20 protein-coding genes and 2 pseudogenes are annotated in these 22,955 nt (G+C 72.2%); 5 read left to right on the forward strand and 17 right to left on the reverse strand.

Features of this window, described 5'->3' with window-relative positions; translation table 11 throughout:
* Positions 1-11: 11 nt before the first annotated feature.
* The 6 genes from ACZ4TR_RS46810 to ACZ4TR_RS46835 form a co-directional block, all read right to left on the reverse strand.
* Positions 12-1,400 carry an MFS transporter gene (locus ACZ4TR_RS46810; RefSeq protein ID WP_465295344.1) on the reverse strand — a complete coding sequence of 463 codons (1,389 nt, stop codon included), beginning with the start codon at positions 1,398-1,400 and terminating at the stop codon, positions 12-14.
* A 71-nt stretch (positions 1,401-1,471) separates the two neighbouring features.
* Positions 1,472-1,945, reverse strand: coding sequence for a MarR family winged helix-turn-helix transcriptional regulator (locus ACZ4TR_RS46815; RefSeq protein WP_465295346.1), 474 nt, complete (start codon positions 1,943-1,945; stop codon positions 1,472-1,474).
* Positions 1,946-2,245: 300 nt separating this feature from the next.
* Positions 2,246-4,573, reverse strand: coding sequence for a beta-L-arabinofuranosidase domain-containing protein (locus ACZ4TR_RS46820; RefSeq protein WP_465295348.1), 2,328 nt, complete (start codon positions 4,571-4,573; stop codon positions 2,246-2,248).
* Positions 4,574-4,744: 171 nt separating this feature from the next.
* A complete protein-coding gene (locus ACZ4TR_RS46825) occupies positions 4,745-5,929 on the reverse strand; it encodes an oxygenase MpaB family protein (protein ID WP_465295350.1) in 1,185 nt (394 codons plus the stop codon).
* Positions 5,930-5,986: 57 nt separating this feature from the next.
* Positions 5,987-6,802, reverse strand: coding sequence for an ABC transporter ATP-binding protein (locus ACZ4TR_RS46830; RefSeq protein ID WP_465295352.1), 816 nt, complete (start codon positions 6,800-6,802; stop codon positions 5,987-5,989).
* Positions 6,799-7,470, reverse strand: a complete 672-nt coding sequence (locus ACZ4TR_RS46835) for a FadR/GntR family transcriptional regulator (protein WP_465295354.1) — start codon at positions 7,468-7,470, stop codon at positions 6,799-6,801. Before ACZ4TR_RS46835 ends, ACZ4TR_RS46830 begins: the two co-directional genes overlap by 4 nt.
* Positions 7,471-7,587: 117 nt before the next feature.
* Between ACZ4TR_RS46835 and ACZ4TR_RS46840 the strand changes: the two genes are divergently transcribed.
* The gene (locus tag ACZ4TR_RS46840) at positions 7,588-8,805 is read left to right on the forward strand and encodes an MFS transporter (RefSeq protein ID WP_465295355.1); all 1,218 of its coding nucleotides are present in this window, start codon (positions 7,588-7,590) and stop codon (positions 8,803-8,805) included.
* 30 nt (positions 8,806-8,835) lie between these two features.
* Here the strand turns inward: ACZ4TR_RS46840 and ACZ4TR_RS46845 are convergent, their stop codons facing one another.
* Positions 8,836-9,204: a MerR family transcriptional regulator gene (locus tag ACZ4TR_RS46845; RefSeq protein ID WP_465295357.1), complete on the reverse strand. Its 369-nt coding sequence runs from the start codon at positions 9,202-9,204 to the stop codon at positions 8,836-8,838.
* Between the two features lie 93 nt (positions 9,205-9,297).
* Here ACZ4TR_RS46845 and ACZ4TR_RS46850 point away from each other — a divergent pair, with 93 nt between their 5' ends.
* The gene (locus tag ACZ4TR_RS46850) at positions 9,298-10,407 is read left to right on the forward strand and encodes an oxidoreductase (RefSeq protein ID WP_465295359.1); all 1,110 of its coding nucleotides are present in this window, start codon (positions 9,298-9,300) and stop codon (positions 10,405-10,407) included.
* Positions 10,408-10,520: 113 nt separating this feature from the next.
* On the forward strand, positions 10,521-11,261 hold the full coding sequence (locus ACZ4TR_RS46855) for an SDR family oxidoreductase (RefSeq protein ID WP_465295361.1): 741 nt from the start codon (positions 10,521-10,523) through the stop codon (positions 11,259-11,261).
* 16 nt (positions 11,262-11,277) lie between these two features.
* On the opposite strand, the gene ACZ4TR_RS46860 is transcribed toward ACZ4TR_RS46855, so the two are convergent.
* The 8 genes and pseudogenes from ACZ4TR_RS46860 to ACZ4TR_RS46895 all read right to left on the reverse strand — a co-directional run bounded on the left by ACZ4TR_RS46860 (position 11,278) and on the right by ACZ4TR_RS46895 (position 16,433).
* On the reverse strand, positions 11,278-11,562 hold the full coding sequence (locus tag ACZ4TR_RS46860) for a TetR-like C-terminal domain-containing protein (protein ID WP_465295363.1): 285 nt from the start codon (positions 11,560-11,562) through the stop codon (positions 11,278-11,280).
* Between the two features lie 41 nt (positions 11,563-11,603).
* Positions 11,604-11,822: pseudogene (locus tag ACZ4TR_RS46865) on the reverse strand (hypothetical protein); the annotation flags it as partial.
* The gene (locus ACZ4TR_RS46870; protein ID WP_465295654.1) at positions 11,722-12,198 is read right to left on the reverse strand and encodes a hypothetical protein; all 477 of its coding nucleotides are present in this window, start codon (positions 12,196-12,198) and stop codon (positions 11,722-11,724) included. The gene ACZ4TR_RS46870 and the pseudogene ACZ4TR_RS46865, both read right to left, overlap by 101 nt.
* A gap of 253 nt (positions 12,199-12,451) precedes the next feature.
* Positions 12,452-12,859: pseudogene (locus ACZ4TR_RS46875) on the reverse strand (MFS transporter); the annotation flags it as partial.
* 199 nt (positions 12,860-13,058) lie between these two features.
* Complete coding sequence (locus tag ACZ4TR_RS46880; protein ID WP_465295365.1) at positions 13,059-13,757, reverse strand: type 1 glutamine amidotransferase domain-containing protein; 699 nt, start codon at positions 13,755-13,757, stop codon at positions 13,059-13,061.
* 87 nt (positions 13,758-13,844) lie between these two features.
* Positions 13,845-14,432: a TetR/AcrR family transcriptional regulator gene (locus tag ACZ4TR_RS46885; RefSeq protein ID WP_465295367.1), complete on the reverse strand. Its 588-nt coding sequence runs from the start codon at positions 14,430-14,432 to the stop codon at positions 13,845-13,847.
* A 43-nt stretch (positions 14,433-14,475) separates the two neighbouring features.
* Positions 14,476-15,312: an alpha/beta fold hydrolase gene (locus tag ACZ4TR_RS46890; protein WP_364516062.1), complete on the reverse strand. Its 837-nt coding sequence runs from the start codon at positions 15,310-15,312 to the stop codon at positions 14,476-14,478.
* A 140-nt stretch (positions 15,313-15,452) separates the two neighbouring features.
* Positions 15,453-16,433 carry a helix-turn-helix transcriptional regulator gene (locus ACZ4TR_RS46895; protein ID WP_465295369.1) on the reverse strand — a complete coding sequence of 327 codons (981 nt, stop codon included), beginning with the start codon at positions 16,431-16,433 and terminating at the stop codon, positions 15,453-15,455.
* Positions 16,434-16,547: 114 nt separating this feature from the next.
* Here ACZ4TR_RS46895 and ACZ4TR_RS46900 point away from each other — a divergent pair, with 114 nt between their 5' ends.
* Positions 16,548-17,015, forward strand: a complete 468-nt coding sequence (locus ACZ4TR_RS46900; RefSeq protein WP_465295371.1) for a VOC family protein — start codon at positions 16,548-16,550, stop codon at positions 17,013-17,015.
* Positions 17,016-17,087: 72 nt separating this feature from the next.
* Here the strand turns inward: ACZ4TR_RS46900 and ACZ4TR_RS46905 are convergent, their stop codons facing one another.
* Entirely contained in the window at positions 17,088-17,393 is a 306-nt protein-coding gene (locus tag ACZ4TR_RS46905) for a hypothetical protein (RefSeq protein WP_465295373.1), read from the reverse strand.
* A gap of 263 nt (positions 17,394-17,656) precedes the next feature.
* Here ACZ4TR_RS46905 and ACZ4TR_RS46910 point away from each other — a divergent pair, with 263 nt between their 5' ends.
* Positions 17,657-21,901 (forward strand): HAD-IC family P-type ATPase, encoded by a 4,245-nt coding sequence (locus ACZ4TR_RS46910; RefSeq protein WP_465295375.1) that lies wholly within the window; start codon positions 17,657-17,659, stop codon positions 21,899-21,901.
* 238 nt (positions 21,902-22,139) lie between these two features.
* On the opposite strand, the gene ACZ4TR_RS46915 is transcribed toward ACZ4TR_RS46910, so the two are convergent.
* Entirely contained in the window at positions 22,140-22,931 is a 792-nt protein-coding gene (locus ACZ4TR_RS46915; protein WP_465295377.1) for an SDR family NAD(P)-dependent oxidoreductase, read from the reverse strand.
* Positions 22,932-22,955 lie beyond the last annotated feature (24 nt).

The raw sequence follows: 22,955 nt of genomic DNA on the forward strand, positions 1-22,955 counted from the left end.
GGTGGGCAGGGTCAGGAGCGGGCCATCGCACGCGTGGCCGCCACCGGTGCGCCGGTGATCTCCTGGGTGATCTGCTCGACGGTGCGGCCGCGGGTCTCGAAGGTCGCCACCAGCGCGGCGAGCCCGGCGAGAACCGAGATGACCCCGAAGAGCAGGAAGAACAGGAACTGCGAGGTGTGCATGGCCAGGACGAACCCGGCCAGCGCCGGCATGACGAGGCCGCCGACCTTCTGCCACGCCGCGGCCCAGCCGAGCCCGGTCGCGCGGCTCGCGGTCGGGTAAAGCTCACTGGCGTAGGCGAAGAGCGTGCTGCCGGCCAGGCCGCTGCCGAAGAACGTCGCCAGCGAGCCGAGCAGGATCACCGCGCCGGCGGCGGACGTGGTGCCCCAGAGCAGGCACAGCAGTCCACTGAGGACGAACCCGGCGCCGAGCACCACGCGGCGGCCGATCCGGTTGATCAGCTGCCCGGCCAGCAGCGCGCCGACGACGCCGGCCGTGGTGATGATCGCCGTGTAGCCGAAGCTCTTGAGCAGGCCGACACCCTGTTTTTCGAGGATCGAGGGCAGCCAGCTCGACAGCCCGTACAGGAACGCCCCGGCGCAGACCTCCATGAACCAGAGGGAGATGGTGTAGCGGAGATAGCGCCGGGCGACGAGCGTGCGCACGGTGCCCCGGGTTTCGGGCGCCTCGTGGTGCTCGGCGGGTGCGCTCGTGCCGGTGCCGCGGCAGAGCTTGTCGACGATCGCCGTCCCGGCGGCGAGCCGGCCACGGCGCAGCAGGTAGCGCACCGACTCCGGCAGCGTGGCCAGCATGACGGCGCCGACGAGCACCGGCACGGTGGCGATCGCGAACATCGCCCGCCAGCCCCACACCGGCACGACCGCGGTCCCGACCGCGGCCGCTGTCGGCAGGCCGATCAGCCAGGCGGCGGTGGCCGCGGTGACGAGCGGCCCGCGGTGGCGGGACGGCACGAACTCCGCGATGTAGGGCAGGGCCACGGCGATCTCCGCGCCGAGCCCGATGCCTTGCAGCGCCCGGAAAGTGACGAGTGCACCGAAGCTGGGCGCGAACACGGCGGCCAGCGAGAACAGCGCGTAGACCATGATGGTGATGGCCAGTGGTACTTTCCGGCCGAACCGGTCGGACAAGGTGCCGGCGACGGCCGCGCCGACGAGCATGCCGGCGAACAGGACCGAGGAGAACACCCCGGCCGATGCGCTGGTGAGGTGGAACGTCTTGACGACGCCCGGCAGGACCACCCCGGTGAGGTTGATGACGAACCCGCACAGGAAGTGTCCCAAGAGGACGGTGGCGTAGATTCTCGAGTGCCGCGCGGTGAACGCCGACTCGTCGAGCCGGGCGAGCAGCGCGCGGGATGAGGCGGTGGGGGACGGGGGCATGGCGGGGCCACCTCTCTGTGGCATGGACCAGCGGTTGTGCGCTTCTGCGGACCCCCCTCGGGTCTTCCCCGCTACCGGTCGTCGAGGTTGCCCTGGACGCGGTGGTAGAGCCCGGAGAGCGCGGACAGGAGTTGTTCGCGGACCCCGGGCGTGAGGCCCGCGGTCAGCTCGGCGGTGAACTTGTCGAGCGCGCGCCGCGCGGCGTCCCGCGCCTCCACCCCTTTGGCGGTCAGCTCGAGCTGCATGGTGCGCCGGCTCTTGGCCGACGGCTGCCGGGACAGGAATCCCTGGTTGACCAGCTTGTCGACGCTTTCGGACATGGTCGACGGGTTGCGGTGCGCGAGCTTGCAGAGCGCGGTGAGCGACGTGTGCCCGGCCCCGACCCGCGAGAGGATCCGGTACTGCCGGATGGTGAGCGGCTGCTCGAGGCCGGCCAGCAGTTCCGTCTGAAGCCGGGTAAGCCGTCCACCGAGGGCGAGCAGAACCTCGCCCAGGGAGGCGTCCGGCCCCAGCTCGTCGAAGGTTTCCGTGTCGCGAGTTGTCACTTTGGTCCCCGTACGTTCCGGTACCCGAAATAACGTCGAGGCCGACTATACGTCCGCCCGGCGCTCGCTGGGAAGGGGATTTCGCGACGAAGAAAGCCTTCCGGCCAGTGAAAGGCGGGTGGCTCAGTGGACGAACCGGATCACCGCGACATGCTGTGCGATACCGGGTTCGGACGGAACCGGACGATGTCGTCCGGCTCTACATCCATTCGCCGGGGTCGGCGGAGATGCCGTTCGGCGGCTGCTTCGCCGACAAGCCGATCCAGCGCGGCTTGTCGGCGGTCCTCCAGCTGAGACGGCTCAGCCGTTGCGCACGATCCGCCAGCGGGTGGCGGCCGCGCCGTTGTCGGGGCCTTGGACGGCGAACGCGCCGGTGGCCGTCGAGGTGTTCTCGATCGTCAGCAGCTTGCCGCTGTTGACGTTGCGGATCTTCGCCGTCCCGTCACCCTGGTCGAGGACGGTCCACCGGTGGTCGGCCGTGCCGTTGTCCGACCATTGCAGGACGCGGGCGTTGTCCGCCGTCGACATGTCCAGGACGCCGAGCACCTTGCCGCTGTTGGCGTTGCGGAACCGGACGGCCGTCCCGTCCGTGATGATCTCCCAGTTGTGGTCCGCCGTGCCGCTGTCCGACCACTGCAGCGCGCGGCCGCCGTCGGCGGTGGACATGTTCTCGATGCCCAGCACCAGCCCGCTGCCCACGTTGACCAGCCGGCTCGTCGTCCCGCCGGAGCTGCCGCCGGTGTTCCAGTAGACCGTGTAGTTGAAGCCCTGCGCGTCGTGGAAGGGCACCAGGTTGACCGACGAGCCGTTGGCCTTCGCGCTGAAAGCGAGCGCGGTGGGGCTCGTCCGCGTGACCGAGTTCGGGTCGAGGGACGGCAACGCGCCGAGCGTGCTGCTGCCGTAGTTGCCGGCCAGGACCACGGGACCGTAGGTGACCGCGGCGACGTTCGCGTTGTCGTTGGCCGCCTTCAGCGCGACCTTCATGGGCAGCCGGACGGTGACCGTGTCACCCGCGGCCCACGACCGTGACAACGTGGCGTAACTGCCGGGCGTGGCGGTCACGTTCTGCGCGACGCCGTTGACGCTGATCGTCGCCCCGGTCGTCCAGCCCGGGATGCGCAGGCGCATGGCCCAAGTCCCGCTGACGCTCCCGGTGACCGTCAGCGTGGTGGTGTCACTGGCGGGGTACGACGTCGTCTGCGTGACGGTGATGCCGCGCTGGGTCCAGGTGAGCACCGAGGGCAGGAACAGGTTCACGATCAGCGTCGTGTCGCTGTAGAAGTAGATCGAGTCCGCCAGCTTCGTCTGGGTCTCCAGCCCGCTGCCCTGGCAGCACCAGAACGAGTTGTAGTCGGTGCTCCACGTGCCGCCGCCCCACGCCGGGCCGAGACCGCGCCGGCCGCCCGGGTTGAGGGAGCTGAAGTAGGTGACGTGGCCGTGGCTGTCAGCCGGGTTCTGCTGGCCGATCATCTGGTTCAGCAGCGCCCGCTCGTAGTAGTCGGCCAGGTCGGCGCGGTCCGGGTAGAGCGTGAACAGCTCCCGGGTCAGCTTGAGCATGTTGTAGGTGTTGCAGCTCTCGCACGTGTCCTGGTTGAGGTACCCGGCGATGGCGTTGGGCGCGCGGAAGTGCTCGGCCTGGCTGTTGCCGCCGATGGCGTAGGTGTGCGCGCCGACGGTGATGTTCCACGCGTTCGTCGCGATGTCGCGGTAGCGCGTGGTGCCGGTCGCCTTGTACTCCCGCGCGGCGCCGATCCACTTGGGGATCTGGGTGTTGGCGTGCAACCCGTTGAGCTGGTCCCGGTTCGCCGCCAGCGGGTCGAACACGGCGGCGTGGTCGAACCGCTGCGCGACGGTCAGCCACCGTGCGTCGCCGGTGTACTGGTAGAGGTCGGTCAGCACCGCGTTCATGCCGCCGAACTCCGTGCCCAGCACGGATTGCTGCTGCGCGTAGCTGAGCCGGCCGGTACGCCGGTCGACCCATGCCGCCAGGTTCAGCAGCACGTCCCGGGCCTGGGTGCTGTCGACGTACCGCCAGACGTCGAGCAGGCCCGCCATCGTCTTGTGGATGCAGTAGTACGGCACGTTGCCGTTGGTCAGGCGCCCGGCCTCGAGGTTGTCGAAGTCCGACTCGGGGAAACCGGACAGGTACCCGGCGGTGAACCCGGCGGCGCCGTTGTTGGCCTGGCACTTGGCCAGTTCGGCGACCATGGAGGTGGCTTTGTCCCGGCACGTCGTGTCGCCGGTGACCGCCCACAGCTGTGCCCACGCCGTGAGGAAATGCCCCTGCACGTGGCTGCGGAACGGGAAGTTCGGCGCGTCCCAGCCGCCGTTGGTGGCGGCGCCGCCGGTGGACAGCCGGTGGTTGGCCCGGAAGTTGTAGAGCAGCCGGCCGACGTCGACGAACCGCAGGTAGTTCTGCGTCCGGTTCTGGTTGTCCAGCCACCGGCTCGCCGTCAGCCGCACCTGGCCGAGCTCGAACGGGAACGCGGACACGCCGACCTCCGATCGGACCGGTCCGGTGGCGGCGCCGGCGGCCGGCGCCCACCCGAAGGCGGATCCCGTCGCGGAAACGAGGGCACCGGCGCCGGCGGCTTGCAGCAGCCGCCGCCGGGTGAAGGATGAGGTCACCGGGTTCTCCGTTCGTCCAGCGTGGGAACGGAGGAGAACGTTAGCGCTAACATTCGAGTCTGTCACGTACTTCGTGGCCGGCTTGTGCCCGTGAGGGCCAACGACTACCGGCTCGTTCGCTGTTCAGGCACGGTGACCACGGCAGGACAGGTCGGCGGCGGCGGATGAAACTTACTCTGGCGCGGCGGGGGACGGTGCGGGTTGACCCGGTGCCGCGGGGCAGACGCCGGCGGCGAGCCACTTCTCGCGCAGGCCGGCGGGGATGGTCAGCGCGGTCGGCTGCCCGTTGGTGAGCGTGCGGACGCTCCCGCCCAGCAGCAGACGGCCCGCCTTGTCGAGGACCGCCGTGGCCAGCCGGCTGCGGTCCTCCGCTCGTTCCAGCACCCGCATCAAGCGCGCGCCCGCGCCGACCGCCCGGCTCCAGCCCCGTGCGCGCGGCACCTCGAGCCAGTCGGCGACCTGCGGGGTGACGACCTGGCGGACGACCGCGGCGGCCACGCCGTCGAACGCCTTGCCGGGAATCATGTCCTCGTACAGGTCGAGGAGGTTGCGGGTGAGCTCGATCCCTTCGTCCGACGGCCCGTAGGTCGCTTCGACGAGTTCGGCGTTCAGCGTCTGCGCCTCGGCGAGCGTCTCGGGCATCGCGCCGGCCGGAATGCCGAGCATCGCGCCGGTCACGCGCCAGACGTAGTAGTAGTCCTCGGCTTCGCGCTCGGTCACGGAAATCCCGATCCGGCGCATGCCGTCGATGACCTGCACCGAGAAGATGAGCAGCGCACCGAGCATGTCCTGCTGGCACAGCGGAACCCCGTCGGCGGCGACGTCCCATTCGCCGGAGTGGGTGATGAAGTACCGCACGGCCGCGTGGATGAGCCGGGTCTTCTGGATCGTGGGCACGAACCCGCCGCCGGAGCCGAACGGGGCGGGCCCCATCATGTTCAGCACGAACTGCGAGGTTTCCGACAGCCGGCGGTGCGGCTGGTTGAGCCGGTGGGTCAGCGACAGCACGCGCGACGGCCGCGGCTGGGCGTAGCAGTTCACCATCGCCCCGAACGAGAGCACCGACGCGACGTGCACGCCGTCGTCGACGAAGAATTCGTACGCGCTCGCGACCCGGTCGAGATCGGCCCAGCCCGGCGGGTCGTCGGTCGCGACCAGGTAGCGGCGCACCGAATCCGGCAAGGTGTCGGGAATGGGCTGGTCGTTTTCCCGGAAGTGCGCCAGGACTTCGTTGACCGCGGCCGTCGTCCCGCTGGAGACCAGGTCGGCGACCACGGCATCGGCGAGTGGGTCGCCCAGGAACTTCAGCTCTTCGAGCGGGATCGGTCTCGGCGTCCCGTGGTGGATCTCTGTCACCGACTTAGTTTCGGTCGAGAACAAACGCGGGGTCAGCGCCATTCAGGCATAACCGGTTCACGAACCGGTGACAGCGCCGATCACGGCGCGTGCGCTCCATCGTCCGTCGTGCTGCCGGACCTCGATGGGGTGCGCGAAAGCCGTTGTGACGTTCTCGGAGGTCAGCACCCGATCCGCCGGGCCGGCTTCGACGAGCCTCCCGTCGTTCAGCAACGCCGCGTGCGTGGTGCTCGAGGGCAGCTCCTCGAGGTGGTGGGTGACCATGATGGACGCCAGCCGGGGGAGTGCGTGTTGCAGCGTGTCGACGGTCTGCAGCAGTTGTTCGCGCGCGGCGACGTCGAGCCCGGTGGCGGGTTCGTCGAGCAGGAGCAGCCGCGGTTCGCAGATGAGTGCGCGGGCGATGAGCGCCCGCCCGCGCTCACCTTGGGAGAGCGTGGGCCATTCGTCCTCGCTCCGGCCGGCGAGGCCGAGCCGGCCGATGAGCTCGTCGGTCCGGCGGCGCTGCGAGGTGGTCGGCTTCCAGCGGGGTGGGGTGTCGATCGACCCGGTCAGTCCGGTCAGCACCACGTCGCGGACGGTCAGCGGCGAGGTGAGCGGGTGGCGCGGATCGACGTGCCCGATGGAGCGGCGCAGGTGCTGCAGTTCGACGCGGCCGAGCCGGCTGCCGAGGATGTGGACGGCTCCGGAGGTGGGGTGCGCGACGGCGCCGCACAGCGCGAGGAGAGTGCTCTTGCCGGCTCCGTTGGGGCCGAGCAGGGCCCAGTGCTCCCCGGCGCCGACGGAGAAGCTGATGGATTCGAGGATCGTCCGCCCGCTCCGGCGGAACGCGACGTCGACCAGGTCGAGGACGGGGCTGGTGGTGCTCGGGGTCATGCCAGGGCTGCTTTCAGGGCGGAGAGGTGGGTGCGGCTCGTCTCGGCCGCCTCGCGGGGCTGCCGGTCGGCGATGGCCTGCACGAGCGCCGCGTGCGCCGCGTGGTCGGCCTCCGGTGCGGCGATCGGCTTGAGCTTGAGCATGTCGATCATCGCCGTGCGCACCCGGGGCACGAATCCGTCGAAGAGCTCGAGCAGCACGTCGTTGCGGGCGGCGGCCACGACCGCCCGGTGCAGGACCATGTCGGCGTCGATGTGCTCTTCGGGGGTCTGCCCGGCCACGACACGCTGAGCCAGCGCCCGGCGCAGGGCGCGGACGTCGGCGGCGGTGCGGCGCTGCGCGGCGAGCGCGGCGGCCTCGGCTTCGATCGCCACGCGGGCTTCGATGACCGACACGATCGACGCTCGCCGCAGTTTCGACTCCCAGTCTTCGACGACGTCGACGGCGGTGACGAAGACCCCGGCGCCTTGCCGGGGATCGAGGACTCCCTTGCCGGCGAGCTCGCGGATCGCCTCGCGCACGGTCGATCGTCCCACTCCGAGCTGCACCGCGAGGGTGGTCTCGCCGGGGAGCTTGTGGCCCAGTGGCCACTCACCGTCCTTGATCCGCGAGAGCAGGACTTCGGCGGCCTGGGCGGCGAGGGGATGCCGCTGGACGGTTGGCGCCATCGACGACTCCTCCAGTTGTCTGAGGTCTACGCGAACCCTACCTGATGGCAGATCCGGCCGAGCAACCGCGGTTTTGCGCTTGACACCTCTACTTGTCTGAGGAGTACGGTGCGGCGTATGAGAAAGATCATGCTGCGAGACACGGCCGCGGTGAGCGCGCCGGCGAGGACGATCCGGCGGTCTCGCGGGAAGTTCTGGTCGCTGGTGAGCACGCACACCATGAACGACTTCCAGACGGGCGCCGTCGCGGCCCTGCTGCCGTATCTCGTGTCCGAGCGGCACTACGACTACGCGGCCGCGGCCGGCATCACGCTGGCCGCCACCTCGCTGTCGAGCGTCAGCCAGCCGCTGTTCGGCTACGTGTGCGACCGGTTCTCCCTGCGCCCCTTGGTGCTGATCGGGCTCTTCCTCGCCGCGGCCGGGGTGGCGGCCGCGGGGCTGACTTCAGGGAGCTACTGGCTGACCTGGCTGGTGGTGGCCTTGTCCGGCATCGGCGTCGCCGCGTACCACCCGCCGGCCACGATGGCGGCCAGGGAGGCCGGCGGCGGGACGAACCGGTCGATGAGCATCTTCTCCGTCGGCGGCAACGTCGGCGTCGCGCTGGCGCCGCCGGCCGTCGGCCTCACCGTCGGGCTCGCCGGCCTGAACGCGACGCCGCTGCTGCTGATCCCCACGATCGCCGTCGCCGCGATCTACCTGCTGGCGCACGCCGCCCGCAGATCCCCGGCCGACGGTGTCCCGGCATCGACGCACGCCGAGCGGACCGCCGCGGCACCGGCAGCGCGCGACGCCTGGGGTCCTTTCGCGTGGCTGATGGTCATCGTCTCGTTCTGGTCCATCGCCTATGTCGGCACCAGCTCGTTCGTGGCGCTCTACTCCATCCAGGAGTTCGGCGTCTCCACCGCGACGGCATCGGTCGCCTTGACCGTGTTCCCCGCCGCCGGCGCCGTGGGCACGCTGACCGGCGGGGTGCTGGCCGACAAGTACGGCCGGCGGACGATCATGCGGATCGGCTACCTCCTGGCCGCCCTCGGCGCCGCCGCGATCGTCGGCGCACCGAACGTGGTCGTGGTCATCATCGCCGCGGGCGTCCTGGGCTGGGCGTTGTTCCTGCCGTTCGCCCTGCACGTGACGCTGTCGCACGCCTACCTGCCGCGTCACATCGGGACGGCCAGCGGAATCACGCTGGGGCTGTCCACGACCCTCGGCGGGCTCTTCACCCCGGTGCTGGGGGCGGTGGCCGACCACACCAGCGTCTCGGCCGTGTTCGTGATCATCGCCGCGGCGCTCGGGCTGGGGCTGGGGTGCTCGCTGTTCGTCCGGGAACGCAGCTGATCAACGGTGGCGCGGGCGGCCTGGCGGTGCTCAGTCCGGGTGGGAATCGTGGGAGCACGCGCCCGACGACGCGGCCGCGATGACGTCGTCGAGCTGCTTCCGGGTGCCCGCCAGCTCGGCCAGCCGGCGGTCGATGCGGTCGCGCTCGGCCACGAGGACGGCGAGCGCTTCCGGAGTCGCCTCACGCGATTCCACGCAGGGCAGGATCGTGAGGATCGTCTTGCTGGACAGGCCCGCGGCGTAGAACTGCTGGATCAGCCAGACCACCTCCACCCCACGCTCCGAGTAGTGACGGTGGCCGCCGGCGCTGCGCTCCGGGACGAGCATTCCCTGCTCTTCGTAGTACCGCAGCGCCCGCACGCTCACGCCGGTCTTCTCCGCCAGTTCCCCGATCCGCATGGCCTCTCCCGACGTGATCTACCGCACTCGACGTTGAAACTCACGTCCACGTGAGGTTTTAGCGTAGCAGGGAACTCATCCGAAGGAGATCCCGTGACGACCCGCGCTTCCCACGTCCTGTCCCGCCCGCTCACCCTCGGCGGACTCACCGTTCCCAACCGGATCGCCATGGCGCCGATGACCCGCGGGCAGTCGCCCGACGGCGTGCCCACCGAGCAGGTTGCCGCCTACTACGCCCGCCGGGCGGCCGGCGGTACCGGCCTGATCATCACCGAAGGCACCTACGTCGGGCACCCGTCGTCCGGCGAGCACGACCAGGTGTCGCGCCTGTACGGCGACGCGCCGCCGGCCGGCTGGTCCCGGGTCGTCGAGGCCGTCCACGCCGCCGGCGGCGTGATCTTCCCGCAGCTCCAGCACGTCGGCATGACCCGCAAGGCCGGGACGGCGCCCCACCCGGGCGCGCCCGCCATCGGCCCTTCGGGTGTGCCGGTGTCCGCGGACGGCAGCGCCGGCGAGCCGGGCCGGACGATGTCGCAGGCCGACATCGACGCCGTCGTCCGGGCGTTCGCCGACGCCGCGGCCACCGCCGAACGCCTCGGCTTCGACGGCGTCGAGGTGCACGGCGCCCACGGCTACCTCGTCGACCAGTTCCTCTGGGCGGCCACCAACCGCCGGACCGACGCCTACGGCGGCGACTTGCGCGCCCGCAGCCGGTTCGCCGCCGAAGTCGTCGCCGAGATCCGCCGGGCGGTGAGCCCCGGCTTCCCGGTCGTCGTGCGGCTGTCCCAGTGGAAGATGAACGACTACGCGGCCCGGCTCGCCGGCACGCCGGAAGAGTTCGGCGTCATCCTGGGCGCCCTCGCCGACGCGGGTGCCGACGCCTTCCACGCCTCCACCCGCCGCTTCTGGGAGCCCGCCTTCGACGGCTCGGACCTGAATCTCGCGGGCTGGGCCAAGAAACTGTCCGGCAAGCCCGCCATCACCGTCGGCTCGATCGGGCTGGACACCGAGTTCACCGCCCGCGGATCGGCCGCCGCCACCGGGATCGACGGCGTCCTGGAGCGCCTGGAGGCCGACGAGTTCGACATGATCGCCGTCGGCCGCCCCCTGCTCGCCGACCCGGCGTGGGCCGCCAAGATCGTCGAGGGGCGCGAGGACGAGATCACGCCGTTCACCCCGGCGGCGCTGGCCGTGCTGCAGTAAGGAGCGAGCCCTCCCGTCCGTTGCGTCCAGGCAGGGAGTTCGCGCAATCGGACATGTGTCCGGTAAGGTGGGCGGCGTACCGGACATATGTCCATTTCGGCGAGGGGATCGTCATGACCATCCACGGCAAGGTCGTCGCCATCACCGGCGCCAGCAGCGGAATCGGGGAAGCGACAGCTCGCCACCTCGCCTCGCTCGGTGCGGCCGTCGTCCTCGGCGCCCGCCGCACCGAGCGGCTGGACCGGCTGGTCGCCGAAATCGAAGCCGCCGGCGGCCAAGCGGCCGCCACGCGCGTGGACGTCACCGTTCCCGGTGATCTCCAGTCGCTCGTCACCCTCGCCGTCGAGCGCTTCGGCCGCCTGGACGTCTTGGTGGGCAACGCCGGGGTCAGCAGGATCAGCTCGATCGCGGACCTGGACGTCGAGGGGTGGTCGGCGATGGTCGACGTGAACGTCAAGGGAATCCTGCACGGGATCGCCGCGGCCCTGCCGGTGTTCCGCCGGCAGGCCCGCGGTCACCTCGTCACCGTCGTCTCGACCTCCGGGCTGAAGATCGTCCCCACTCAGGCGGTGTACGCCGGGACGAAGAACGCGGTGCGCACCCTGCTGGAGGGCCTGCGGCAGGAGAGCACCGACGGGGTCCTGCGGACGACGTCGATCTCGCCGGGCTATGTCCGCACGGAGCTGATCGACCACGCGGTCGACGATCCGGCCGTGCGTGAGCAGGCCAGGCAGAACATGGCCGAGCTCGGTATCGACCCCACGGCGGTGGCCCGGGCGATCGCCTTCGCGATCGACCAACCCGAGGACGTCGAAATCGGCGACCTGACCATTCGGCCGGCTCGCCAAGGCTGAGTGGTCCCTACGGCCGTTATGGACAGTGGACGCCCAGGGCGGGCAGAAGCACGTTGTCGACCATCGCGACGGCAGCGGTTTCGTCGAGCCCCTCTCGCAGCGACGCAACCCGGTGGAACGCCACCGCGGGAACGAGCGAGGCCAGGAGATCAACCGGCACCGACGCGTCGACGACGCCGCGATCGACCCAGCGCTCGATGACGCTCCGCAGCGCATCCGCGGCCGGGCGGCCGATCGACGCGCCCGCGGCGTCGCGCAGTTCGCCGTCCCGCGGCAGCTCGGCGAGGACGTTCGCCAGCACCAGCGGTGGTAGATCGCCGCCTTGCCGGTTCCGGCGCGCCGCGCGATCTCACCCAGTTTCGCCGCCGAGAGGCCGTTCTCGACGACCAGGCCGACGCTCTGCCCGACCGGGTCGCGGCCACCGCGCCGGCCTCGTTGGTCACGCCGGGGCTGCGGGCCGTCAACTTCCACCGCAGCCACCACGGGCAGCGTCGCGAGCACGGATCCCGCGACGAGCACGGGGACCGGACTCGCCAGGCTGCTCAGGGCCTGCACGAGCACCGGGAAAGGCGAACCCGGCGTAGGCGAGGCTGTAGAAGACGGCGTTCGCGGTGACGGCGTGCTGTGGAGGGGCCGGCGATTCCACCAGCCGCAGTCCGCTGACCAGGAGGATGCCGCAAGCCGAGCCGAGGACGACGGCCGCGGCCACCAGCAGGACCAGGGAACCGGTGCCCGCGGTGAGCGCCGCGAGCAGCATACCGGCGATCGCGGCCGTCATGCCCGTCCCGAAGGGTGCTGCGGGGGAGCGTCGCGCGAGCCGGCCCGCCCACGGCTGCACCGCGATGCCGGTGCCCAGCGTGATCGCGGCGACGATGCCGCTTCCGACGGCGCCGAGGTGGCCGAGGGACACCAGTGCGGGCAGCACCGTGAAGGACACCGTGGCGGCTCCGAAGATCCATGGTGCGGTGGGCAGAACGGCGGCCAGGAACGCCCGGCCGGTCAGCTAGCTCCCCGGCCGGTCGCCCGCTGCGGTGTGGCTGGTGGCCGGTCCGGTGTGCCGCCGTCCCGTCTCGGGGGCCCGGAACACGAGGGGCAGCACCAGTGCCACGAGCGCGATGTGGACGAGGTAAGACGTGGTCTGTGGCAATGGAAGCCACTGGACGACGGCTCCGGACAGGAGGGGGCCCGGCCGCGAAACCGGCGGTCAGCGCCACCGCCGCGCGTCGTGCTCCGCCGGATCGCGTCGGTGTGGTGCCGGAGAGTTCCTTGATCCATGCCGTTCCCGGCCCGAAGGCCGCGCCGGCACTGATCCCGATGAGGATCCGCCCGAGCAGGATCGTGCCGAACGCGCCGCCCGAGAAGGCCGGCACCGTCGAGCCGAGCGCCGAAAGCAGCAGTGCGGCGAGGAGTGCCCGCCGTCGGCCGATCCGGCCCGAGACCCGCGCCGCGATCACCAGGGCCGGGATGAGACCCAGGGCGTAGGCCCCGAAAGGCCGTCGGCCCGGGTCCCGCTCAGGTGGGCGTAGGCGTGCAGCAGGGAGGCGAACATGTTCGCTCCCCACCCGACGACGAAGACCGCGGCGGCGGGCCGGATCCACGCGGTCCCCCCGCTGTCCGCGCCGGCACCGGGGCGGCGGTGTTTGTGCTGGCTGATAAGAGCATCGGTGCTCAGTCCCTGTGCGGACCCGGCCGGTGCCGGGGTCGTCGGTCGGTTCGTCCGGGCGGGCTCACCGGGCCGGGGCCGTGTAGGCCGCCGGCCCGGCAGGGGGCGTCGAGTTGCTCGCGCAGTGTGGGCGCTCACGCGCCGGTCTTGGCGACCTTCGCGACGAGTTCGATGAGTGCGTCGGCGGCCGGACCGGAGGAGGCGGGATTCTGCCCCGTGATCAGCAGGCCGTCCCGCAGGACGTACGGCGCCCAGTCGTCGCCCTGGGAGTAGTCGCCACCCAGCCGCACGAGTTCGTCCTCGACCAGGAAAGGGACCACGTCGGTGAGCTGGACGCCCTCTTCCTCGCTGTTGGTGAACCCGGTGACCTTCTTGCCCCGCACCAGCGGCGTGCCGTCCTCGTTCTCCGCGTGCCGCAGGACGCCGGGAGCGTGGCAGACCAGCGCGAGTGGCTTGCCGGCGCGCAGGGTGGTCTCGATCAGCCGGACGGAGGTGGTGTCCTCGGCCAGGTCCCACAGGGGGCCGTGACCGCCGGGGTAGAAGACGGTGTCGAAGTCGTCGGTGGAGACGGAGTCGAGGCGGACGGTGTGGGCGAGCGCGTCCATGGCCTCGGCGTCGGCTTCGAAGCGGCGGGTCTCGTCGGTCCGGCTGGCCGGCTCGTTGCTCTTGGGGTCCAGCGGCGGCCGGCCGCCCTTCGGCGAGGCGAGCACGATGTCGAAGCCGGCGTCCCGGAAGCGGTAGTAAGGGGCGGCCAGCTCCTCGAGCCAGAAGCCGGTCTTCCGGCCGGTGTCGCCGAGCTCGTCGTGCGAGGTGAGGACGAGGAGAACCTTCATGATTACTGCTCCTTCGGATAGCGCCGGTAAAGTAGACCGGTCGTCTCTTAATGGTGAACAGAACATACGGCGGCTGAACGGGGATTGCTACAGGTGCAGGAGCCGGCGGGTGACCGTCGTGGTGGTGTCCAGGGGGCCGATGTCCCGGTGGATCTTGGCCATGACGCTGGCGCCGAGCCACATGTCGTACAGGACCTGCGCGGTGGTGCGGGCGTCCTCGTCGACCGTGAGCGAGCCCTCCGCCACGCCGGCGGCGATCACTCGCTCCAGGCGGTCGACGATGGCGGTGGTGCCCTCCTTCAGGGCGAGCCGCATCGACTCCGACAGGTCGGCGACCTCCGCGCCGAGCTTGACGGCCAGGCACTTGCCCTGGCACTCGTCGACGCTCTGCGTCTCGCGCCAGCTCTGCCAGTAGTTCATCAGCCGCTGCGCCGCGGTCGGGCCCTGCTCGCCGAGGATGCGGTCCATGTCCGCGAGGTAGTCGGCGAAGTACGACCGCATCATCGCCTCGCCGAAGGCGTCCTTGGAGGTGAAGTAGTGGTAGAAGGACCCCTTGGGCACTCCGGCCTCGGACAGGACCTCGTTGATCCCCACCGCGGCGAATCCCTTGTGGGACATGATGCGCTGGGCCGCGTCGAGGATGCTGCGGCGAGTGTCGCCCTGGGTGACTGGCATGGGTTCGATCCTAGCTTCGACTAGACCGGTCGTCTGGAAGGGGTCAGCGGCCGAGGAAGTCCAGCAGGATCTCGTTGACCTCGGCGGTGTGGGTGGTGATGAGCCCGTGCGGCGCGCCGTCGATCTCGACGTACTGCGCGGTGGGCAGCGCCTTGGCGAAGCGGCGTCCGGTGGCGTCGATGGGCAGGGTGCGGTCGGCGGTCCCGTGGACGATCAGCGCCGGGACGTCGATGCGGGGGATGTCGGCGCGGAAGTCGGTGGGCCAGGTCAGGGGAGCGGCCGCCGAGGCGATCGCACCGGCGCCGGTCGCCACGTTCCAGGCGTTGCGCACCGCTTCCTCGCTCACCCGGGTGCCGAGGTTCTCGTCGAGGTTGTAGAAGTCGTTGTAGAACCCGGTGAAGAAGGCGTAGCGATCCTTCTTGACGGTGTCGGAGACGCCCTGGAAGAAGGCGGCGGGAGCGGCGCCGTCAGGGTTGTCGTCGGTGACGAGCAGGAAGGGTTCCAGCGAGGCCAGGAAGACGGCCTTGGCCACGCGGGCCGAACCGTAGGTGGAGAGGTAGCGGGCGACTTCGCCGGTGCCCATGGAGAAGCCGACCAGGACCGCGTCGTGCAGGTCGAGGGTCTCCATGAGGGTGTTCAGGTCGGAAGCGAAGGTGTCGTAGTCGTACCCGGTCGCCGGCTGGCTCGACTTGCCGAAGCCGCGCCGGTCGTAGGTGATGACCCGGTTGCCGGCCGCCAGCAGGGCCGGCACCTGGCCCTCCCAGGAGTTACCGTCCAGCGGATAGCCGTGGATCAGCACGACCGGCCGGCCCTCGCCCTTGTCCTCGTAGTGCAGTTCGATGTCGGTGCTGTTCTCCGTGCCGACCTTGATGCTTCCCATGACGCTTGACCCTTCGAGGAGCGGTGGAGGACTCCGGCGTGTGCCGCGTCCCGATGAGAAGGACTATACGACCGGTCTACTCCAGCGTCAACTGCCGCCCCCGTGCGCCGGTGGCAGGGGAGGTCGTGCCGGACGATCGCCTAGCCGGCTTCCGCGGCGCGTCCGGCTCGACGGGACAGCTCCGCGAACGCCGTGCGCAGCTCCGGCGGGCCGATCACCTCGATCTCGGTGTCGAAGCGGGCCACCGTCGCGGCGAGGGCGGCCCAGGACCAGGACCCCGTCGTCAGCCTGGTCCGGGCGGCGCCGAGGTGCTCGGCGACGCCGTCGCCGGCGAACGGGGCCACCTCCGCCAAGGGCAGGCCGAGGACCACTTCGCCGCGGCAGGGCCAGGCGTCGGTGCTTTCGGAGCCCTTGAACCGGGCCGACAGGAACGTGGCCACGTCGCCGCCCGGCACGTCCCGGGGTGCGAACCGGGGGCCGTTGGGGATCCGAGGTGTCATCCGGTCGGCGCGGAAGGTCCGCCAGCCGCCGCGGTCGGGGTCCCAGCCGACGACGTACCAGCGGCCGGCCCGCACCACCAGGTGCTGGGGCTGTACTCGGCGCGGCTCGGGGTCCTCGGGTGCGCCCGGCGAACGGTAGTCGAACCGCACCTCCTCGTTCGCGCGCACCGCGGCACTGAGCGTGAGCAGGATCCCGGTGTCGATCTGCGGGTCGCTGCCGCGCCCGGCCACCCCGATCTCGAGGGCGTCGACCCGCTGCCGCAACCGCGACGGCAGCACCTGCCGCACCGTGGCCAGCGCCCGGAAGGCCGCCTCCTCGATGCCCGCGCCCGTCCCGGCCGCGATCCGCAGCGCCACGGCCAGCGCGACCGCCTGCTCCTCGTCGAACAGCAGCGGCGGCATTCGGCTGCCCGCTTCGAGCCGGTAGCCGCCGTCGGGCCCTTTGACCGCCTGGACGGGATAACCCAGCTCGCGCAGCCGGTCGACGTCGCGGCGCACGGTCCGCTCGCTGACGCCGAGCCGCTCGGCGAGCAGGCCGCCCGGCCAGTCCCGCCGGGCCTGCAGCATGGACAACAGCGACAACAACCGGCTGGAGGTCGTCGTCGAGGAGGCAACCGGCATGGCTTCGACCTTGCCACAAGTAGCGGACGTTCTCTGACCGGTACCGCTGACATCGTCGGTTCCGTCGCCGGAGTCCTCCGGCGTCAGGAACCACTCGCGAAGGACCGGAACACCATGTCGCTCAACGCTGTCGCCCACCTGAACTTCCACGGCCAGGCCCGCGAAGCCCTGGAGTTCTACCAGTCGGTGTTCGGCGGGCAGCTCACCGTCGCCACCTACGCCGACTTCGGCATGCCCACCGAGCTGCCCGGCGCCGCCCACGTCGTGTTCGGCCAGGTCGTGGCCGACAACGGCTTCCGGGTCATGGCCTACGACGTGCCGGGTGAGCACGCGCCGGCCGTCCCGGGCGCGCCCTCCACGCGTCGCGAGAACGGCACGACGATCACCGAGGAGCCGTTCTTCCTTTCCGTCCGCGGCGAGAGCATCGACGAGGTCACTCCCGTGTGGGAGGGCCTGGCCAAGGGCGCGAACGTGATCGAGGCGTTCGGCCCCGCCCCGTGGGCGCCCGCGTTCGGGATTCTCGCCGACCGCTTCGGCGTCACCTGGATCGTCGACGTCGCGGCCGGGTACGTCCAGGCCTGACCGTCCCCCGCGAGGAGTGCGGCCGGTCGCGGCCGCACTCCTTCTCCGCCGGCGGCCGGACGCAGCTGATCGTCAAGTACTCAACTGCTCGCGGGCCGCCGCGAGGAACGCCGCCTTCGGGCTCTGGAGGTAGTCCCACAGCGAGACATCGTCGGGTTGCTGCCAGAGGACATGATCGAGGGCACGCACATAGCCGCGGGCCAGGTCGTGCAGGTTCGAGGCGAACAGGATGTGGATCATCCGCTCGCACACCGACAGCTCGTCGACTGTGTCCAACGCGGAGGTCTTCCACGCGGGCGTGCCGTCACGGTCCTCGGCCGCGCGCTCGGCCCGTTGGGCGACCCGGATGAACTCACGCAGCAACTCCAGCTGCTCCACCCGCCGGGACTCGGCCTGCTCGTGCGCCCGCCGACCCACACCTGTGTCTGCACGACGCGACCCATACCAAACGATGAGCCCGCTCGGTGGCGATAGCGCACAAGCCGGCGCAGGCCGCCGGGCAGTGACCCGTTCGGGTTCGCTCGCGCCCTCCGCACCCGGGTTCCTCCCGGAGGTGGTTCGCCCGGTCGGGGCGGATGCGGTTTGTTCGCCGTCGTGCCGGGAAAGCCCTCGCGGGACTGGGTCGGTCGGCGGAGGTGTGTGTGCTCAGGGGTCTGTTCGGCGCCGCGAAGGCGGGCTTGGTGCTGGGGTTGACCGGGCCGGTCCTGGTTACGCAGGGGGCGAAGAAGGCGGTCGCGGCGATCGGCCCGCTGGCCGGCGAGCTGGCCACCGGTGCGGCGGGGACACTGCGCGAGGCGACGGTGACGACGAGCCGGTCGACGGTGCGTGCGGCGCGGGTGGTGCGCAACGCGACGGGAGCACGCTCGGCGGTCTGGCGCGCGGGACAGCGTCTGCACGTGCCGCTGCGGCCGGCCGACGACGGCACCGGCCGTCCCGACGGTCCCGCGGTGGCCGCCGCGGTCGCGGCGCACCCCGAGGTGGCCGGTGCGTACTGGGACGGCGGGCTCGGCAGCCTCGTCGTTTACCTGGCCGAAGACGGTGCGGTGTCCGGGGTCGTCGACTCGATCGCCGCGCACTGCTCCCGGCACGGGCTCACGCCGGCCGAACCGGGCTACTGCGCGCCGTCGCACCCGGGCGACACCTACGGGGTGCGGACGGCGGCGCTGGCGCTGGCGATGGATGTCGCGGGCCTGGCCGTGTCGGTCGGTGGGCGCGCGATGGGTACCGGCCGGGTGCACGAGGCGGCCCGGGCGGCGGTGTCCGCGGCGCGGGAGCACCCGGCGGTCCGGACGGCCTTGGACGAGCGGTTCGGGTGGTACACAGCGGAACTCGTGCGGGCCGCGGTCTCCGCGGCGGTGCGGGGATTCAGTCAGGAGCCGGTCGAGCTGGCCTTGGACGCGGTGCTGCGCACCGGCCAGCTGACCGAGGCGATCGCCCGGCTCACCGCGTTCGACGCCGTGCACGACGAGCTCTGTTCGCCCGAGCGGCCCAGTTTGGGGGTGACCCCGGCGGAGCGGCGGGTGCGCGCGCCCACGGAGGACTACGCCCGCAACGCGCTCGGCAGCGGCCTGCTCGCCGCGCTGGCCGATCTGCTCATGCGCCGCAACGCGCGCGAAGCCGCCGAAGCGCTCCTCGCCGCGTCCCCGATGCCGGCCCGCTACGCCGACACGGCGTTCCACACGGCGCTTGGCACCGCGTTCGCCCGCGAAGGCATCCTCGTTCGCGACCCGGACCGGCTCAAGGCACTGGCCACAGTGGACACAGTGCTCCTGCACGCCGATGTCCTGCACGGGGACGACGGCTTGGATCCGCACGCCGAAGCCGTGCTGGACGCGGCTCGGCGCGCCGAGGCCCGGGTCGTCATCGCCGGGGCGGACGTCCGCGAGCGGCTGGGGGAGTTCGCCACGCTCGCCGACGACGTGGCCGCCCTCGGTGCGGACGAGACCCTGGCCGGACTGGTGGCGCGGCTGCAGGACGAAGGCCGCGTCGTCCTGGCCGTCGGCCGGCCGGCCCCGCACTGCCGGCCGGCCTCCGACGACGTCGCCGGCCTGCTTGCCGCGGACCTCTGCGTGGCGCTCGTCGACGGCGACGCCCCGGTGCTGTGGGGCGCGGATCTCCTCGTCCGCCCGGGGCTGCGCGGGGTCTGGCGGGTGCTGCGGGCGGCCGCGGCCGCCCGCGCGAACAGCGGGCGCGCGACCCGCGTGGCCACCGCCGGCGCCCTGATCAACGGGCTGCTGCTGATGTCCGGCCGCCGCCCGGGAGCCCGGCGGCCGCTGATCCCGGCCGTGCCGCGGCTGGACCCGGTCGCGCTCGGGGGGCTGACCGGGATGGCGCTGGGCTGGTCGAGCGCCCTGCGCGTGGCCACGGCCCGGCCGCCGGCGGGCCGGGTCCGGGTCGCCTGGCACGAGCTGAGCGCCGACGACGTCGTCCGGCGCCTCGCGGCCGACCGGCCCGCCCCGACTTCCTGGGACCTGGCCACCCAGCGGGTGCGCGCGGTGGCCGAGACCGCGGCCCGGCACCCCGCGGCCGCGCCGGTCCGCTTCGGCGCGGGGCTGACCGCCGACATCGTCGCCGAGCTCAACGACCCGCTCACCCCGGTGCTGGCCCTCGGCGCGGTCGCGTCCGCGGTGGTCGGTTCGCCGGTCGACGCGCTCCTGGTGGCCGCCGCGATGGGGCTGAACGCCGTGGTCGGCGGCACCCAGCAGTTCCGCGGCCGCCGGGCGCTGGCCAAGCTGCAGGACGGTGAGCGGCAACGCGCCCGCCGGGAGGGCGGCCGGGTCGTCGACGCCCGGGTGCTCGAGCCCGGCGACCGGATCGAGCTGCGCGCCGGCGACGTCGTCCCCGCCGATGCGCGCCTGCTTTCCGGTACCGGTTTCGAAGTCGACGAATCCGCGCTGACCGGCGAGTCGCTCCCGGTGACCAAGCAGCTCGACCCGGTGCCGGGTGCGCCGCTGGCCGAGCGCAGCTGCCTGGTCTTCGCCGGTACGACCGTGGTCAGCGGAGAAGGCACGGCCGTGGTCGTGGCGGTCGGCGCGGCGACCGTGGCCGGCCGGGCGGTCGAGCTGGCCACCCGCAGCTCCGCCGCGGTGGGCATCCAGGCGCGGCTGCAGGACCTCACCCGCCGCGCCCTGCCGCTGACGCTGCTCGGCGGCGCCCTCGTCACCGGGCTCTCCGCGGTCCGCGGCCGCCCGATGCGCCGCGCCCTGGCCGGCGGGGTGGCGATCGCCGTCGCCGCGGTGCCCGAGGGACTTCCGCTCGTGGCCACGGTGGCGCAGCGGGCGGCCGCGCGGCGGCTCTCGGCCCGCGGCGTGCTCGTGCGTGCCCCGCGCGCCCTGGAGGCGCTGGGCCGGCTGGACGTCGTGTGCTTCGACAAGACCGGCACACTGACCGAGAACCGGCTGCGCGTGGTCACCACGACCGGGCCGGACGGCGAACCGCGCGAGGTCGATGCGGCCGATCCCGTGCTGCGGGCCGCGGCTCGCGCGTGCCCGGGTGCACCGGACGATCCCCACGCGCGGGTCCACGCCACCGACACCGCCGTGCTCGACGCCGCCGGTCCGGACGACGGCTGGACCGAGCTTGACGGCCGGCCGTTCGAGGCGAACCGGGGCTACTCGGCGACGGTCGGGCGGGATCGCGAGGGCGCGCCGGTACTGCTCGTCAAAGGGGCACCGGAAATCGTCCTTCCCGCGTGCGCCGACGCGAGCGAACCGGCCGCGGCCGGAGAAGCGTTGGCGGATCAGGGTTTGCGCGTGCTGGCGGTGGCGACCCGGTCGCTCCGCGACGATCCCGGCTCGCTGTTCGCCGACGGTGACGGCGACGTACTGGCCGACCTCGAGTTCGTGGGCTTCGTCGGCCTGGCCGACACGGTGCGCGCCACGGCCGAGCCCTTGATCAGCGGGCTCCGCGCGTCCGGAGTCGCGCCGGTGATGCTCACCGGGGACCACCCGAACACCGCACGCGCCATCGCGACGTCGCTGGGCTGGCCGGCCGACACCGAAGTCGTCACCGGGCACGAGCTCGCCGAGCTCGACCGGGCCGGGCGCGCGCGGCTGCTGGCGGGCGCCGGGGTCATCGCGCGCGTCGCGCCGGAGCAGAAGCTGCAGGTCGTCGAGGCGCTGCGCGAGGCGGGCCGGGTGACCGCGATGGTCGGCGACGGCGCGAACGACGCGGCCGCCATCCGCGCCGCGGACGTCGGCATCGGCGTGCGCGCCCGTTCCTCGACCGCCGCGCGCACCGCCGCCGACCTCGCGCTCACCGACGAGGACCTGACCGTGCTGCTGGACGCCGTCGCGGAGGGCCGCGCGCTCTGGCGCAGCGTCACCGACGCCGTCGTCATCCTGGTCGGGGGCAACGCGGGCGAGATCGGTTTTTCGGTGCTCGGCACGCTGGTGTCCGGCGACTCGCCGCTGGGCACCCGGCAGCTGCTGCTGGTCAACCTGCTGACCGATCTGTTCCCCGCGATGGCGGTGGCCGTCACCCGGCCGGACGACGAGGGTGGCGGCGGCCCGGCGGGCCTCGGCGAGCGGCTCGCGCGCGACATCACGAGCCGCGGGGTGACCACCGGCGTCGGCGCGACGACGGCGTGGCTGATCGGCCGGTTCACCCCCGGGACCGCGCGCCGCACCAGCACCATGGCCCTGTGCGGCCTGGTCGGCACCCAGCTCGCCCAGACCCTGCGCGGCCGGCGGCGCAGCCCCTTGGTGGTCGGCACCGCGGTCGGCTCGGCGCTCGCACTGGCCGCGATCGTGCAGACGCCGGGCCTCAGCCAGTTCTTCGGCTGCACCCCGCTCGGCCCCCTTGCCTGGGCTGGCGTCGGCGCCGGCGTCACCACCGGCGCGGTGACGTCCTTGCTGCCGATCGGCCGCCTCGTACCGGGCGCTTGAGCGCCGCACCGCCCTCGGCACCGAGGAAGCCCTGGTGGCCGCGGCATCGGCCGCCGCGGTCAGGAGCGCGCGGCTGCGCTCGTACTCGCCGTGACCGGGGCGGAGGTCATCGTGGCGGGCCACCCCGGCGACACCCGCCATGTCGACCGGGACGAGTAGGCGCACCACGGGACCGGCCTTCCCTGCGCGCCGATCACCCGCGGCTGGACCGGCGTTCGGTACGGGTCGCGCCGGCGGGCTACCGCATCAGAATGCCGCCGTTGATGTCGAGGATCGTTCCGGTGATGTAGGCGGCCTGCGGCGAGGCGAGGTAGGCGATGGCGTCGGCGACCTCGCGCACGGCCGCCGGCCGGCCGAGCGGAATCGCGCTGTCCCGCCGCGCCCGCGCCTCCGCCACCGTGATCCCGGCTTCGGCCGCCGCGGTCTTCAGGGTGACGTCGTTCAACGGTGCGTCGATGTGCAGCGGCGCCACGCCGTTGACCGTGATCCGGTCCGGCGCGAGTTCGAGCGCCAGGCTCTTGATCACCGAACCGAGCGCTCCCTTGGACGCGCTGTAGACGGCTCGTCCCGGTGAGCCGAGCTGCGCGTGTCCGGAGTAGACGTAGACGATGCTGCCGCCGGGCGCGGTCAGAGCGGGGATGGCACTGCGCGACAACAGGAACGGGCCCTTGGCGTTGACCGCCATGACCCGGTCCCACTCGGCGGGCGGGAGGTCCTTCAGCGGCGACCACGGCGGTGCCACCACGGTGGCCACGGCCAGCACGTCGAGCCGGCCGTGCCGGGCGACGGTGGTGGCGACCAGTTCGTCGCAGGCCGAGGGGTCGGTGACGTCGGTGCGCAGACCGATGGCCGCGGAACCGGGGTGGGTCGCCGCGATCTTCGCCGCGACTTCGGCGGCGCCGTCCGGTGCCATGTCCGTGAGCACGACTTGGGCGCCGTCCTCGGCGAAACGCCACGCGGCTGCGGCACCGATGCCCTGAGCGGCCCCGGTGATGATCACGACCCGCGATCCGGGCGCGGAAACCGGCATGGTCACTCCGTTCGAACAAGTCCA

The sequence above is a fragment of the Amycolatopsis sp. NPDC028719 genome (assembly GCF_055565395.1).